This is a genomic window from Sphingobacterium sp. UBA5789 (assembly GCF_002418355.1).
Taxonomy (GTDB): domain Bacteria; phylum Bacteroidota; class Bacteroidia; order Sphingobacteriales; family Sphingobacteriaceae; genus Sphingobacterium.
The window spans coordinates 686,530-702,083 of the sequence record NZ_DIDX01000004.1 but is presented as its reverse complement, the minus strand read 5'-3'; the positions used below and the strand labels follow the sequence as shown (position 1 = coordinate 702,083).

Sequence of the window (15,554 nt, the reverse complement as noted above, 5' to 3'; positions counted from 1 at the left end):
TTCATTATTAAAAACTTATGATCAAATTTCAAAAATTTGTACTTGATAACGGACTTCGTGTATTAGTACACGAAGACCATACCACAGCAATGGCCTGTGTCAATATTTTATACGATGTCGGGGCACGTGACGAATCTCCGGATCAGACAGGATTTGCCCATCTCTTTGAACATCTGATGTTTGGCGGGTCGGTGAATATTCCAAATTACGATATGCCTTTGCAAAGAGTAGGAGGTGAAAATAATGCCTTTACCTCCAATGATATTACAAATTATTATATTACTCTGCCTGCAGCAAATATAGAGACAGCATTTTGGCTGGAATCTGACCGGATGCTTAGTCTTGCCTTTTCAGAACAAAGTCTTGACGTTCAGAAACAAGTTGTTGTTGAGGAATTTAAACAACGTTACCTTAATCAACCCTACGGTGATGCCTGGCTAAAACTGAGACCGCTTGCTTATCAGGTACATCCATATAAATGGGCAACTATAGGGAAAGAGATTTCGCATATTGAAGAAGCTCGAATGGAAGATGTGAAGGCATTTTTTGCAAAACATTATAATCCGCAAAATGCTATTATGGTGGTTTCAGGAGATGTAACCTTAGCGCAGGTAAAGCAGCTGACAGATAAATGGTTTGGGGATATTCCTTCCGGAGTAAAGTATACCCGAAATCTGCCATCTGAACCTGTACAGACTGAAGCCCGCAGACTGGAAGTAGATGCCGATGTTCCTGTTGATGCTATACATATGGTTTTTCATGGTCCCAGCAGACTATCTCCTGAATACCAGGCTATGGATCTGATATCAGATATATTATCCAGAGGATCTTCCTCGAGACTGTTTCGTAAGCTGGTTAAAGAGAAAAAGATATTCAGTGAAATCAATGCCTATGTCACCGGAAGCATCGATGACAATCTATTTGTTATTGAGGGCAAACCCAGTGAAGGTATTACTACATCGGAAGCTGAGGCTGCAATCTGGGAACAACTTACAGTTCTGCAAAATGCGGAAGTAAGTGCAGGTGAACTGGAAAAAGTGAAGAATAAGATCGAATCGACTTTAGTATTTGCTGAACTCTCTATTCTGGATAAAGCTATGAATCTGGCTTATTACGAATTACTTGGCGATGGAGATCTTTACAATGTCGAAATTGAGAAATATCTGACTGTAACTGCAGATGAAGTTCGTACACAGGCAAATCAGATTTTCCGAAAAGAAAACTCCTCCACACTAATTTATCACGCTAAACCGGAACCTATTCATGCTTAACAGATCTTTTGCTCCTTCATTCAACACTATTGCCGGTATTGATCTTGTCCATCCTGAGTCACTTACATTTGATAATGGACTTAAAACATTTATGTTTCATAATCCGGATCAGGAATTAGTACGTCTGGAATGGATTTTCAATAATATCTATGACGAGTCCGAGAATCCATTATTGAATACTACGCTGAGTGCAATGCTAAAGGAGGGGACAGCCAATCTTTCCAGTGCTCAGATTGCAGAGCAGGTAGATTTTTATGGTGCTTATCTTATTCCGGAGTACAGTTATGATCAGACCAGTCTGACCTTATATGTCCTGAATAAGCATGTGGATAAACTGTTGCCACTTATTAAAGAGATTCTGACTACAGCTACAATTCCACAACATGAGCTGGATACGTATATACAGAATAACAAACAAACATTAAGCATCTCCCTTCAAAAGAATGATTTTGTAGCAAGGAGATTATTTTATACTGCTGTATTTGGAAATAACCGATACGGAAATGTACCTACTGCACAGGCTTATGATGCGATTACCAGAGCGGATTTACTGCATCTGTATTATCAGCAGGTTCTGCCTCATAACTGCACCTTGTTTATCGCAGGTAATGTCAGTGAATCATTGATAGATCGTGTTAGTCAGCTTTTTGGACAGGAGTGGCATTCTGATACGTTAATTGTTCCGCAAGAAAAACCTGTATTTAATACGCTTGCCGGTCAGCTTATCAAAGAAAACAAGAAAGATGCATTACAATCAGCGATACGCCTGGGATATCCGATGATCAATCGTACGCATACCGACTTTCCGGCTGTACAAGTGGTCAATACATTATTTGGTGGTTTTTTCGGATCCAGACTGATGCGTAATATCCGTGAAGAGAAAGGTTATACCTATAGCATTGGTTCAGCAGTAGCGAGTCTTAAGTTTTCCGGATTTTTTACAATTGCTTCGGAAGTAGGAGCGGACGTTACCAGTCAAACTCTAGCAGAGATTGATAAGGAGTTAGATATCTTGTGTACAAAGCAAGCTGAAGAAGAGGAATTAGCAGTCGTTAGAAATTATATGCTCGGTTCTATGCTGGGTAGCCTGGAAAGTATATTTTCTCATGCGGATAAGTTTAAAAATGTATATTTCTCCGGAATGACACTTGACTATTATGATCGTTATGCGGAAGTGGTTAAGACTATGACATCTGAACGTGCACTTGAAATTGCTAAGCAATACTTTAGAAAAGAAGACCTTATAAAAGTAGTAGTAGGGAAATTAAAAGATTAAGAGTTAACAGATTCTTCGATTCCCTTTGGCGCAGGCATTTTGTTTTAACCTCTGAAGAATCAAGATCTCTCCTTAGAAGATAATAAAATAATTGGGCTAGGCATTATTATTTGTCTGGCTCATTCTAATGCTAATAAGCAAGCGTCCGCTTGTACCTGTTCAGCAATTCAATAAACCATTGTATATCTTACAAAGAACTATAACCTTTGATTTCTTATCAGCGCAAAGGCTCAACATACTCTTCAATAGGCGCCCGCTTATATATTCAATGTCCATTTGATCAAAAAACTACCATTATCAGGGATATTTTCATCTGGTATCTCTTGTTATCTTTAAGACATAAATTTACAGAGAAGTATTATTTAGAATCTTGGAAAGTAGAAAAACATGAGTAAAAGCAATAATAAAATAAAACTGAGTGAAGAAGAAGCGGTGAAAATAATCGTCGATCTCGATCAGATTGTCATTTCCCTCGATAAAATAAAAAGTCATTTTGCAGAAGACAGCAATTTTCAGAAACATGATAAAACACTTAGCGACTATATCATAAACGAAAAAGTTAATCAGACACTGGCACAAATCAGAGGTTTGTTATCCTCTAAATTTTCACTGAGCGTTGGTGAGGATGATATGGATGATCTGGAAAGAGCTTGTAGCACCAATAGATATTGGACTCCTGAGAACAATGAAATGGATGCTGTTTCTGTAAATCCTAAAAATTGGCATGAAACGAATCTTCCTGTTTTATCTAGTTCAATTGTAAATGAATTCGTTTTTTTTCATCAGCTTTTCAGTAAGAAAGAACAAAATATGTACGCCTTTGCTTTGATACTGGACGATGATTGCCTTACCGCTTATTCAGCAGTTTCTACAACCGAAAGCTTAAAGAAAATCCATAAAAATAAAGAATGGGATGCTCCTGAATGGTGTTTCTGCGTTAGTCAAGGCGCTGTAAAAGAGGGTGTAGATACTTTTACCAGATTGCTTTTAGACCGTTACAGAAAGGATATTGTACCGTTATTTCAACAGGGATTTGACTATGCGTCCGAACGACAAAAAAATCTGCAGTTATTTACAGATGCTCTGCGCATTGCCAAACAGGAACTTGTGAAAAAATATGGTAATGAAGTAGAAGAAATGGCTTTTTACATAAGCATACCGGGAGAGCCAATTGTAGAAAAGAACACTGCATTGGCTATCAATAGTGAGGGCAATACGAAAGTAAAAGAACTATTGGATAGCTTATATATTTAGAATGAAATTTTGAAATACTGGTCGCTGAAAATGATACTTCAATACATTAGAATGATATGAAAAAAAAACTTACAAACCCACCATCAGATAAGCGTGACAGAGAACTGTGGATGCAGCATGGGGCAGGTTATATTGTATTCGAGAATATCCGGAAATCTGCTATCAGCAAAATCCCGCCAGAAGCTGACAACACACTTCGGGAAGCTCATCTAATAGCGATAGACAACACCATATATGGCATGATGATGCAAATGGACGGAATATTTGGCTCTCTGGAAAATGAAAACTACCGCCTGGATCTGCAAACCAATATTGTCCTTTATAAAGATGGCGAAGTGGTTGAAGAACTCAATACTCTTGAAGGAGACGGAATGTGTATGGGATTTCATGGATGGATAGAAAACGATTTTGGAAGCGATGAAATTGTAACTGATTAAAACATGGTCTTTAAAAGTATTTGAACAAAAACCAGATTATGTGCATCAAAACCCTGGGAGTGGAAGTATAACAGTTCAAGAAATTATTGCGATGATTTTGGACAAATTTTGAAAATCAATGTTAACAGGTAATGTGGATACGAGCAGGGAGAATGCTGATCAAACGTAAAACTCGAAAATATTATGGCCAATTATATGAATGATACACTTAACAATTTTAAAGTTACAGACAGGCAAAGCTTCATTAAGTTTCTTGACTTATTACGTAAGGACCTTTTAGACAATCCTGAAAATTGGGAAAACAAAACATTGCCCGATTTTCTTGAAGCTTTAAGTACATACACCGAAGACGTTCAGGGGTATTACAACAATATGAAACTCGATATAAATGCTGACAAACCAGACTGGTCTACCTTTGCAGATATTTTTAAAGGTGCGAAGGTTTACGAGTAAAGATATCACCATGCTAACGAGCTTTGTTCTAATATTTTTGATCAAAAAGCCACCGTTATAGTCTGGGAAATACCAGAAATATTTAGAGAAACTGTTTAAACATGCCTATGAATACTTTAGAAGACTTAGAAAAAGAATTTAACTTTACTTATCCGGAGCTTTATAAGCAATTATATGCCGACAAAATGCTGGATTGGGGTTCTGATGGAAACGGCTGGTATGCTAATGTTTTTCCGAAGTTAAAAGAAAATCCGCCTTTGCTTCTGTTTGGAAGTGATATCGAAATTTGGGATCCAATCGTTTATCGTGATGGAATCAGGGAAATGATTAACCACGAAATCTACGATATAAATCCAAAATACAGGATGGTTCCCTTTGCAAAAAATGGAGCTGGTGATATGTTTGTTTTCCAATTGGATATGGAGAATAATGGTGAAATTCCCATTACTTTTTTCGGTCATGATTCAGATGCTGAAATTTTAGCCAAAAATCTGCAGGATTTTATCTTCAGACAGCTTTTGGAATCTCTAACCGAAATAGATGAATACTCGATGTTCTATGAGGATTCTGAAGAGAAAATCAAACAGAACCTGCATAATCAGCTGAAGACACACCGTAAGTATTTAAAAGCTGAACAAGTTGAAATTCTGGAGGATTTTTACCAGCGTGATATTTTTGAATATACTTACAAAACACCCAATGGTAGTGAATTTGAGGCAAAAGGTTTGCTGACTTTTGACGATCTTGAAAAGCTTATTAAGCAGGAAATGGCTTTTGAAAAATTGAATATAAAATTTGATTATTGGAAATAGAGTAATTGACTGAATAATTATAAAAAAACACAATGATGAAAAAGAATGTTGCTTTCATGATTTTGAGTGCGCTGCTGGTTGTGTTCTACAGTTGCAAAGAATCGGAAAGAAAAAAAACGATTTTTCCGAATTATCTGAAAAATACCAACTGGATTGTTAATGAAGGAGGACTTATAGCTCCGGATGGTGGGAAAACTTATTATATGTCTCCAAGAATTGACACTGCAGTTATTTTCAACTTTCAGGCTGTTAACTTTTTAGATGAAGAAAAATTCAGCAGTTATGATAGTTGGGAATGTGGAAATGATTGCTTTACTGAGGTGCACGGAAGGTATTATTTTACAGAAGCTAACCAGATCAAAATGGAAGTTGACAGCATTAGCAAGTCCGATTTCTGTGATGTACCAACACAAATTTTCAAACCATCGAAAGAAATGGTTTTCGACCTTGTAAAAGAAGGAGAACAGTTAAAAATCACAAGAAAATAAAATGACAGATTTAATAAAGATTTTTCCGGAGTATGAAGATGTGTTTTATGATGACATGGAGAATCATAAAAAATATTTTCTTCCGATTTGTTCAATTAATTTAAAACTTCTGAATCCAGCAGAAGATCAATGGCTGCACATTGTTTCTGTAAAGGAAATTTACGATGGCTGTGTCGGAGAGGATACACCAGAATACCATACAGAATATACCAAAGCAGATATGTTTGGTTTCGATGTAATTGATGGTAAATACAAATTTGATGCAGATTGGAATTATTTTTCAGCACATACCGTGATTTCTCCGGAAGATTATGTAAACAGTTATTCAGATTTAGAGATTGAATACAACATGAATGAGGCCATGTACCAATTAAAAAAGGAATATTATCAAAAACATAATAAGCTTTATGATAAAGATTTCAATCGACCGGGCTTAGAGGTTTACGACATTCGTCGCTTAGAGCGTTTACGTAAGCTTACGGTTGAAGATCTGGAGAAAGATAATTACTCAGAATATGCAGAGGAACGTTTACAAAATAAGATTTTCGGTATTTTTGAAGAACTTAACACCAATGCACTCCCCTTGGAAGAATGCAATTTCGGAGGTGAAAACCTCATTGAAAAACCCTTTAAACCTGACGGAACCCTGATGGATTATATTGCATGTTTGGAAGGCTATGATTTTCAACAAAATTCGGCAGATCAAGTATTTTTATTTTATGACAAAGGGCTTAAAAAAGCAGTTATTTGTTTAGAATACACTTAATCTGATAGAAAATTCAACTTTTTTCAAAAAGTAAGAGAAATAGAAAGTTGGATAAGAAGAGCTTATTAAGTTGATGAAAAACTTCAGAAAAGTCGATTATAAAGCAATAAACGCAACCCAGCAAAAGAAAATATAAACTGTTTTTGTTTTATTTTGTTTATATTTTCTAACTAAAAACTGATTCACAGAGAGTATGAAATATTTGTTTTTTATAATATTGGGACAATTTCCACTTGTATTATTTGCTCAGGACACCTTATACTTTGATAGGGACTGGAACCATACCACACGTGATAAACATGAATTTTATCGCTTGTTACCAATGAAACGTACAGGAGAAATCGTTTTTATACAAGATTTCTATAAAAACGGACGTATGCAGATGCAAGGATATGCGCTTGCCAGTGATGAACAATCTTATGTAGGCGATTCTTACTGGTACGACGAAGAGGGTATCGACAAAGACATAAAGCAGTCAGCCAATAATAGTAGTGTAAAAGAATTAATCTACTATCATCCTGATGGAAGTATATGGCAGAAAATTGTTTATAACAGCAATGGCAAAAAAGAAAAGATCACTGTTTATCTAAAGAACAAAGTTCTTTCAACGGGTTTTATAAGTGAAGACAATGTTTTGTCCGGTGTTTTTAGTCCAAATGCACCGCAATTCTATTATGACGAAATCAATATTGAATCTGAACCCATGATAGATTCTGCCGAAGCTGAAGCTGTAGAATCAGAGCCCATGATAGATACCGCAGCTGTAGTGGTTGATGGTGAAGAACCTACCATAGTAGAGCCTATACCTGTTATGGCCAGTCCTGCAAAAGTAAATTATACTGAAATCTTGTATTGGTCAAATGGCCAAAAGGCACGTGAATACACGTATGGAGATTACGGAAGTTTGATAAAAAGTAAATATTACAGTGAAAAGGGACAATTGATTAATGAGTTCTCCGGAGATGAATCCGGTACATTGTTTACATACTATCAACGAAACGGTTTTGCTCTGGCTATAAAAACAAAAGATGTTCGTGTACAGGGAGAAGGCGGGGGAAGAATAGTAACTGAATATAATCTGAAAGGACAATTGACAAGAAGATCCACCTTCCATGAGGGAGAACTGGCCGAAGTCATCATTTTTAAGGAAGGAAAAGAGAAATCAATACAAAAGTATAAAGATGGGGAACCATTTGATGGCTTATTTACAAACGAGCGCTGGAACAAAGTAACGACATACCAGCTGACCAACGGACAAAGGGTAGGAAGGGAAGAAACTCGTAATATGGAAACCGGGGAAATATTTGCTTCCGGTACATATAAAGACGGTCAACCCTATGAAGGATACTTTTACACCGGGAATGATGAATATTTTCTTTTACACTATAAAAATGGAAAGCAGGAAGGTGTACAACAGGAGTTTGTAGATTCGGAATCTACACGCCTGCAGGAAGAGTATGAGATGAAAGCCGGAAAACGTGATGGATTCAGACGGATTTACAGAGACGGAACAGTGGAATTTGAGAGCGAGTACCGTAATGATGTTCCCGTTTCAGGTACTATAGTAGATGATGGAACTCAGGCAATATATGAAAATGGTACGATTGTTAAGAAGCTGATATTTTCCAAATACAATACTGATAACCCATCTTCAATCGAGAATTATAGCAATAATACAATGAAAACCATAGAATATTTCGATTTTACCATTTCCGAGCATCCTCAGGAATCCTATGTAGGTGAATATAAAGATGGAAAACCTTTTGACGGGTATTTTAAATCAGATACGCTGATTGATAATATTCAGTTGGTAAGTTACTACGAACAAGGAACATTAAAATATAAGTATTCCTTCGAACTGCTGGATCAGCTGGAGAATTATATGCATTATACATATGATCGTAAATCAGAATATAACAATGGCAAAATTGTAAACGGACCTGATTATAAACTGGCAGACAGAAATGCACTTATCACTTCGCATTATGAATCCGGAAAAGTTACAGCTTTTGATGTCAATGTATTTGCTATGCATTATTTCAACCGGATTATTTTTAAATATTCCAATGATAAGCTATTGATATCAGAAATGACTACTCCGTTGCGTATTGTTGCTTTTGCAAAAGACAATAATATTGTGGCTGAATTGTGGAAGGAAGATGATATGATCAAAAAAAGCCGTGGTATTACGATGCCTGAAGAGGGCACCCGTAATTCGATCACCAGATTTTATGCAGATAATCAGCAGATCAAAAAATATATCATGGCAGTAGATAGCCTGGATGAGCAAATTGATGAGGAAGATAGTAATTCACTGGTAAGTAAGCTTTTTTATCAGTTTCCTGTAGAAAACAGTGCGGATCTAGGCAAGGTTTTTAGACGCTTCTATGATAACTTCAATCAGGAAGACCTTAACAGGGTATTTGAAATGAGTATTAATGAGAATTTTCCGATTAATGAAACGAATTATCTCGGAGATCTGCAATATGATGAGCATGCAAAACCAGTAATGGGACTCCGGATTACACAACAAGCAGACAAAACAGTTGTGGTAGAGACCATAGTCGATGGCAAACTAAAAGCTACAAATAAGTTTAAATCTGTAGCTGCACTTCTGGAAAATGACAGAGCAGAATTACGAGAACTGGAGCATAAGATGTTAAATGAATATTAGAAGGGACAGGGTCTTTCTACAATTGCAACAGGAGTGTAATTTCAGTGCAATTGTAGAAAGCTGTTTTATGGAAATGGCAATTGATACTGTTGATATCGTGCTTTATTAATGACCGTAACTTACTACCCTTGCTATTTTCCAACCGTCAGCTGTCTTTTTCCAGATATGCATAAATTTGTATGTATCGCAATTGGTTAATGTTCCGTTTACGAACTCACAAAACCGGTGTTCACCCGTTTGAATAGCTCCATAATCCTTGACAGGATACACTTCTACTGTTTCCTTAATAAGTTCCCTGCGGACTGCAGGATTATTCTTCGCTATACTTCTTAGCTTTTCCATAGTTACTTCATAATTGTCAAGGCCGCCTGTATCGTGATAGAACTCCAGATCTTTCATGAAAAATGTACCTTCTTTTTCTACATTTCCGGTATTTACAGCATCGAAAAGTAAACTATCCATATGGAGAATAGTATTATAAAGTTCTTTTGAAACAGGAGTGTAAGAGTTGGATTGTGCGGAAACATGGATTTGTGAGCTAATTGCAAGTGCCAGCAATATTATTTTACTGTATAGATGTGTCATGATATTGGTTTTTAATGCGGCCAATATAAAAAGACAGCTGTTTCCTACCTATGATTATTCTGTAAATGAAGGAACAGGGTCGGTTAAACACAGGTTTTGAACGGTAAAATATTTGGAGCAGAACTCTCTACAGTGAATAGAACAGGTCTTTCGGCTGTAGAGAATTCATTTGATTTTTTAATATGCGTTGGGTTCTATATGTATCAGTACATGACCTAACTGCGGCATTTTTGCCCTGAGAAAATCTTTGAGATCATGAGCAATACGATGACCTTCTTTGACTGAGATATCAGCTTCAACAATAGCATGCAGGTCTACATGATAAGTAGTTCCGGATTTGCGGACGAAGCACTTTTCTGTTCCCAACACACCTTCCACTAATATCGCATTATTTTTAACCTGTTCTATTATCTCCTCATACACGTTCTCATCCATGATCTCGCCCAATGCAGGTCTGAATATATGATAACAATTATAGAGGATGAATCCGGATGCAAACAGGGCAGCAAAGTCATCTGCACTTTCATATCCTTCACCCATAATCAGCGCAACAGAAATACCGATAAATGCAGCGACAGAGGTAATGGCATCGCTTCTGTGATGCCAGGCATCCGCTTTCAGAGAAGAGCTGCCGGTCTCTTTACTCTTTTTTATTACTATCCGGAATGAGACTTCTTTCCATATAATAATACCAGCTAATACCGCCAGGGTCCACGGTTTTGGAAGTTCATGAGGGGTACCTATATTTTGAATACTTTCATAAGCAATGATGGTTGCAGAGACTATCAGAAATCCGACTACTATAAAAGTAATCAAAGGTTCTACGCGGCCATGGCCGTAAGGGTGATTTTCGTCAGCTGGTCTTTTTGCATATTTGAGCCCCAGCAGAACCAAAAACGAAGAAAAAATATCTACAGTAGATTCTATAGCATCTGCTATCAATGCATACGAATTGCCGAAAAAACCCGCAAGCCATTTCAATAACGCCAATGCCGTATTACCAGCTATACTAAAATATGTGGTTTTAATTGCTTTATCTTCACTTGTCATTATTAGTGCACTTTAATTTTTCAATTTTATGAAAAGGGTCATACTTTATGTATAACAATTTGTCTCCAGTTTGGATTTAGAATTACGAATGATTTTGATCTCTTATTTCCTGTAAACTTTTCATTCTAATTATATGGTGTAAAGTGTTACAAGTAATATGTTTATGAATCAGAAACTCTTAAACAAAGAGATTGCAATCAAAGTCTGCTTAAACGGATTGAGGAGGCTGCCATATGGCTGAGGGATTGTAAGGAGGGATTTCCTTATTAAGATAAAAAACAGGCAAGTCTGTCTCTATACAATATGCAGCACTTGTGGGAAGAGTAACTGTTGAAAAAGGAAGCCAAAGCGTGACCTGAAGGATATTAATATGTTGCGCAAAAGGCAACTTCATATCGGTATCCCAATCGGCATCCTTTTCGTGACCTGCATAGTGATGCACGAGATAATCAATAATACTTAACTTGTCATCGTATTGTTTGTGTTCTGTATAGTGGTGTACCAATACAGGGATCTTGAACAATTGTGCAAGTTCTGTAGTGGAAAACAGATATACAGAAAGAAATAATAGGACAATACTATTTTTCATCGACACAAATGTAGTACATTTTTATATTCCATTGCAAGGATAAGGTTACCGTAATCTGAAGAGATTATCAAATTATGCTTATACGTACAATTTGTGTCCTTTGATTTAGATATAAAAGTTAATGCTAGTCTACAATGAGATAAAAAAGAAATCCTAACGAATATAGACTCATGTTGTACGAATAGCGAATGCTTTTTTGTACAGATCATAAATTATTGTTTATTTGAGTGTCTTATGGTTTTTAAAACTAAGAGTAATGAAATTAGATTTGTCAAATAAAGACTTCTGCCTGTTCCTGATGACAGAGTTTCCCTTTGGTTTTAATGATAAAACAGAAACTATGCTTTCTGATTATATTATTGAAAATTTCGAGATGCCTTCGGAAGAGTGGTTTGAGGAACTGGCAGGTAAGACTGATGAAAACGGAAAGGAAGCGGAGCCCTGGAACGGTTATACCTGGATGTATCCTCTAAATGATAAGGTGACATTTTATGCTGAATTTCACCCAAATGAAACCATCTATTTTTTTAATGATACTTATCTTGGCAATACAGGTGGACATTTTCATCTTTCATTAATACACTGGACGGAATTAATGAGAATGATTGCAAATGAACAGAGTGATCCTTCTTTGCTGTTTTTTATGCTGCTTCCACTCACATTGGGCGACATATCCGAAAGGGAGGCTATCAGATCCGAAATCTCTGTACATCTGAGTAAGACATCAATAGTGGCAGAAGATGTTATAATGAACGATATAATAAATTTTTTGACAAACCATGTGGTTGCAGATGAGGGATTTGATTACAGAGAGGGAATCGGTTTTATCACGCACCGGAATCATTCAGAGAGAAATCATATGCTTAGTGAAGAACATCTCAGAAATATAAATGAGATTATAGGATTGGCAATACAATAAGGATAAAAAGGTAATATCTGATAGGATAGGAAATTACTTATGAAGGCAATAGATAATCTGACTTTAAGAGCTCTACAGGCAAGTATGTTTGCCTGTGTTGTGCTTGTCTTTACGATAGCGCAGGGGTACTGGGCATTATGGGAGTACCGAACTGCTCCTTCTTCAGCTTGTCTGGACTGTAGCTTTTTACCTGATCTGGTCCTGTCTTCTTTTTTACCCTTGACGGCGATGATCGTTATACATGTCATTTTTATTTTTATAAAACCTAAACGGATAATGAGAACATGCGTAGTTGCGTTTGCATTTATGCTCTGCTGGTATCTTATTGATATTGCCATTTTTGATGAAAGAGAGGCTTTCTGGAGTACATATACAAATATATGGGTTACGGGGCTATACCTTTGCGCTTTACAGATCAGTGTATTTGGATCAGTTACAGCCGTCATATATTATAAATTTCTTTCCTGTCAAAACAAAATTATATAGCTATGAAAAACATCATTCTTAAGGTTTATGGAGTTATAACTGTTTTACTGGCAGCAGATTTACTCGCCTATGGTTTTTTCAGGATAAGTCTGCAGGGTTATTATAGTGATGTAGCATTGGTATGGTTGTGGTTTTTAGGGAGTTTTATTTCAATTATTTTATTTTGGAAAAAAATACTGGCAAAACTTCTTTTAGGCGGCATAATTTTAGGTCTGGTATTAAGTATGTTGCCAATGGGAATGCCGTTTTTTGCATTCATACTTTCTACCACACCCTTTGGATTATGGTTGAAAACAGATTTGAATTCGGAATACCGCGCTCAGATAGTCGGCTACAGCGTCATGGCATATCCTGTCTTGCAGGTTATCGAGAAAAAGGGACTGATTGAGAAACAGATCTTTCAATGTGATGACCACGATTTGCTTAATGATAATCTTGAAGTTAAAATACGATATGCCAAGGATATTCTGTTTGAGAGTGAAACAGATAGCACGCTTACATTGACTTTATTCTATGGCGGCCCGAATAAAACATTGACATTTGACAAATCCAGCGGTAAAATTATTAAAAAGAAGGTTTTCTTCAGGTAAAGAAACATCAGTATGCATACAAGAGATATCATTCAAAAGCCGGAAAAGCATATAGGTTTGCATTGCTTACTTTTTGCTTTAGGCTGGTTAGGTTATATGCTTATATTTCTGCCTTTTGCAGATAAAGTAATCGGTCCATGTGAAGGTACTCCCGGACACGACTACACAGGAGCTCTTTTCGTGTTACCTCTTTATTTTGTGGCATTTTTCGGATGGATATTTTACATCAGCAGAAAAATAGTCCGTAAAAAAGCTCGCCTGATTATCACTGTTTTGATTTTGTTTATAATACCGTTATGTACTGCTGCTTTAGTCAGCAGATTCTTTTATTCGGACTATATAACTGGCTTTATTAATGATCTTGGCTGGTTTACTTATTTTTATGAGTATGGGTGTTATGGAGATTTTGATTTGAAGGAATTACCTTTTATGTTCTGTGTAAGTGCCGGAACAGGACTCTCTTTGTATCTTTTGTTGATGATTTTCAAAAATAAAAATACAGCGATGACACGTTTTGATTAATTTTATAAATTATTCTGTCATTTATAATTATACTATATGTCTGCAATAAATAGTACACCTGATCATCTGCATGATAGGGTGACGGATTTGGATAATGACACAGTCAGATATTTTGATGAAAATCCTGTCTGGCTGGATAGTCTTGATTGGGTCGGAAAATTATCATTTAAGGAACAAACCCTTTTTCGGATTTATTATTCCGGTACAACAGATGACTACGGAATTATTATGAATGACGACGACACGCCTCTTGTCATCTGGGCAGAGCCTGTTGGCGAAAATCTAAAAATTGTATTGTTTGATGAAAGAATACATGGTTACAATGCTTTGTTAGTCGAAACGCTTAACTATTCTTCTGCAAAAAGTAACCAATATAACGATAAAGAGGGAAGGAGTGAGTTTAATATATTTATGTGGACCAACTCGAGTGTAGATTTTGAGGATGAATTTGAGTTGAATGAGGATCGGGAAATATATACGCTTGAGAATCAATACAGGAGTCTGGCATACTTAAAAAGAAATGCTTTTGATTATCTGGGGATTCTTATCCGGAATGAAAATCAGGAGGAAACAGTATTGCTCGATATGGAATTAGCGTAGAAACAGAATGAGATACAACGTTCCATCTTTTTTTTAATATATTTGAATATGAAATTATCAGATTAGCATGTTATTGAGGATTTAAGTTGGGGTAGAAAAACAGACTGCCCTGTTATTGAATTGGATTTAAAATAATATGCTATAAAAATGAATAATTTTTTCGAAAGCCCTTTCAAGGGTAAAATCATAAGTGATCATATCACCAACCCTAATATTATCGCAGGTAAATATTCCTATTATTCCGGTTATTATCATGGTCATTCGTTTGATGACTGTGCCCGCTATTTGTTTCCTGACAGAGATGATGTGGACAAATTGATAATTGGTTCCTATTGTTCCATTGGCAGTGGTGCGAGTTTTATTATGGCTGGTAATCAGGGACACCGATACGACTGGGTATCCAGTTTTCCCTTTTTTTACATGTCTGAAGTATTGCATTTTTCAGAAAGTAAAGATGGATTTCAACGTGCAGGAGACACGTTAATAGGTAATGATGTATGGATTGGAAGTGAGGCGATGATCATGCCGGGTATTACTATCGGACATGGAGCCGTAGTCGGAAGCAGGGCTTTAGTTACGAAGGATGTAGAACCCTATTCGATCATTGGTGGCAATCCTGCCAAATTGATTAAGAAGAGATTCAGCGAAAATCATATAGCACTCTTACTGGAAATGAGATGGTGGGATTGGGAAGATTCGGTTGTAAAAGAAGCAATGCCGGTTCTCTGCTCAAATGATATAGATACACTTTACAGTTATTATAAGAAAAACGTGAAATAAAA

18 protein-coding genes are annotated in these 15,554 nt (G+C 36.4%); 15 read left to right on the top strand and 3 right to left on the bottom strand.

Features of this window, described 5'->3' with window-relative positions; translation table 11 throughout:
- Positions 1-17: 17 nt before the first annotated feature.
- From B4B65_RS12365 to B4B65_RS12325, 9 genes are all read left to right on the top strand, one after another.
- Entirely contained in the window at positions 18-1,271 is a 1,254-nt protein-coding gene (locus tag B4B65_RS12365; RefSeq protein ID WP_293915890.1) for a M16 family metallopeptidase, read from the top strand.
- Positions 1,264-2,547 (top strand): M16 family metallopeptidase, encoded by a 1,284-nt coding sequence (locus B4B65_RS12360; RefSeq protein WP_293915889.1) that lies wholly within the window; start codon positions 1,264-1,266, stop codon positions 2,545-2,547. Before B4B65_RS12365 ends, B4B65_RS12360 begins: the two co-directional genes overlap by 8 nt.
- Before the next feature lie 387 nt (positions 2,548-2,934).
- Positions 2,935-3,801, top strand: a complete 867-nt coding sequence (locus B4B65_RS12355; protein ID WP_293915888.1) for a DUF4303 domain-containing protein — start codon at positions 2,935-2,937, stop codon at positions 3,799-3,801.
- A gap of 56 nt (positions 3,802-3,857) precedes the next feature.
- Entirely contained in the window at positions 3,858-4,238 is a 381-nt protein-coding gene (locus tag B4B65_RS12350) for a hypothetical protein (RefSeq protein WP_059324290.1), read from the top strand.
- Positions 4,239-4,421: 183 nt separating this feature from the next.
- Positions 4,422-4,691, top strand: coding sequence for a DUF7660 family protein (locus tag B4B65_RS12345; RefSeq protein ID WP_244893025.1), 270 nt, complete (start codon positions 4,422-4,424; stop codon positions 4,689-4,691).
- Between the two features lie 107 nt (positions 4,692-4,798).
- Entirely contained in the window at positions 4,799-5,503 is a 705-nt protein-coding gene (locus B4B65_RS12340) for an SMI1/KNR4 family protein (RefSeq protein WP_293915887.1), read from the top strand.
- 32 nt (positions 5,504-5,535) lie between these two features.
- Positions 5,536-5,991: a hypothetical protein gene (locus B4B65_RS12335; protein ID WP_293915886.1), complete on the top strand. Its 456-nt coding sequence runs from the start codon at positions 5,536-5,538 to the stop codon at positions 5,989-5,991.
- Between the two features lies 1 nt (position 5,992).
- Positions 5,993-6,757 carry a hypothetical protein gene (locus tag B4B65_RS12330; protein ID WP_293915885.1) on the top strand — a complete coding sequence of 255 codons (765 nt, stop codon included), beginning with the start codon at positions 5,993-5,995 and terminating at the stop codon, positions 6,755-6,757.
- A gap of 193 nt (positions 6,758-6,950) precedes the next feature.
- The gene (locus tag B4B65_RS12325) at positions 6,951-9,431 is read left to right on the top strand and encodes a hypothetical protein (RefSeq protein WP_293915884.1); all 2,481 of its coding nucleotides are present in this window, start codon (positions 6,951-6,953) and stop codon (positions 9,429-9,431) included.
- A gap of 105 nt (positions 9,432-9,536) precedes the next feature.
- Here the strand turns inward: B4B65_RS12325 and B4B65_RS12320 are convergent, their stop codons facing one another.
- The 3 genes from B4B65_RS12320 to B4B65_RS12310 form a co-directional block, all read right to left on the bottom strand.
- On the bottom strand, positions 9,537-10,016 hold the full coding sequence (locus tag B4B65_RS12320) for a nuclear transport factor 2 family protein (protein WP_293915883.1): 480 nt from the start codon (positions 10,014-10,016) through the stop codon (positions 9,537-9,539).
- A gap of 177 nt (positions 10,017-10,193) precedes the next feature.
- The gene (locus B4B65_RS12315) at positions 10,194-11,066 is read right to left on the bottom strand and encodes a cation diffusion facilitator family transporter (protein WP_201679332.1); all 873 of its coding nucleotides are present in this window, start codon (positions 11,064-11,066) and stop codon (positions 10,194-10,196) included.
- 208 nt (positions 11,067-11,274) lie between these two features.
- The gene (locus B4B65_RS12310; protein ID WP_293915882.1) at positions 11,275-11,655 is read right to left on the bottom strand and encodes a hypothetical protein; all 381 of its coding nucleotides are present in this window, start codon (positions 11,653-11,655) and stop codon (positions 11,275-11,277) included.
- A gap of 256 nt (positions 11,656-11,911) precedes the next feature.
- On the opposite strand from B4B65_RS12310, the gene B4B65_RS12305 reads away from it, so the two are divergent.
- The 6 genes from B4B65_RS12305 to catB all read left to right on the top strand — a co-directional run bounded on the left by B4B65_RS12305 (position 11,912) and on the right by catB (position 15,552).
- Positions 11,912-12,574, top strand: coding sequence for an Imm19 family immunity protein (locus B4B65_RS12305; protein WP_293915881.1), 663 nt, complete (start codon positions 11,912-11,914; stop codon positions 12,572-12,574).
- 39 nt (positions 12,575-12,613) lie between these two features.
- On the top strand, positions 12,614-13,060 hold the full coding sequence (locus tag B4B65_RS12300; RefSeq protein ID WP_293915880.1) for a hypothetical protein: 447 nt from the start codon (positions 12,614-12,616) through the stop codon (positions 13,058-13,060).
- 2 nt (positions 13,061-13,062) lie between these two features.
- Positions 13,063-13,650 (top strand): hypothetical protein, encoded by a 588-nt coding sequence (locus B4B65_RS12295; RefSeq protein WP_293915879.1) that lies wholly within the window; start codon positions 13,063-13,065, stop codon positions 13,648-13,650.
- Between the two features lie 12 nt (positions 13,651-13,662).
- Positions 13,663-14,172: a hypothetical protein gene (locus B4B65_RS12290; RefSeq protein ID WP_293915878.1), complete on the top strand. Its 510-nt coding sequence runs from the start codon at positions 13,663-13,665 to the stop codon at positions 14,170-14,172.
- A gap of 36 nt (positions 14,173-14,208) precedes the next feature.
- A complete protein-coding gene (locus B4B65_RS12285; RefSeq protein WP_293915877.1) occupies positions 14,209-14,772 on the top strand; it encodes a hypothetical protein in 564 nt (187 codons plus the stop codon).
- A gap of 147 nt (positions 14,773-14,919) precedes the next feature.
- On the top strand, positions 14,920-15,552 hold the full coding sequence (catB, locus tag B4B65_RS12280) for a type B chloramphenicol O-acetyltransferase (RefSeq protein WP_293915876.1): 633 nt from the start codon (positions 14,920-14,922) through the stop codon (positions 15,550-15,552).
- Positions 15,553-15,554 lie beyond the last annotated feature (2 nt).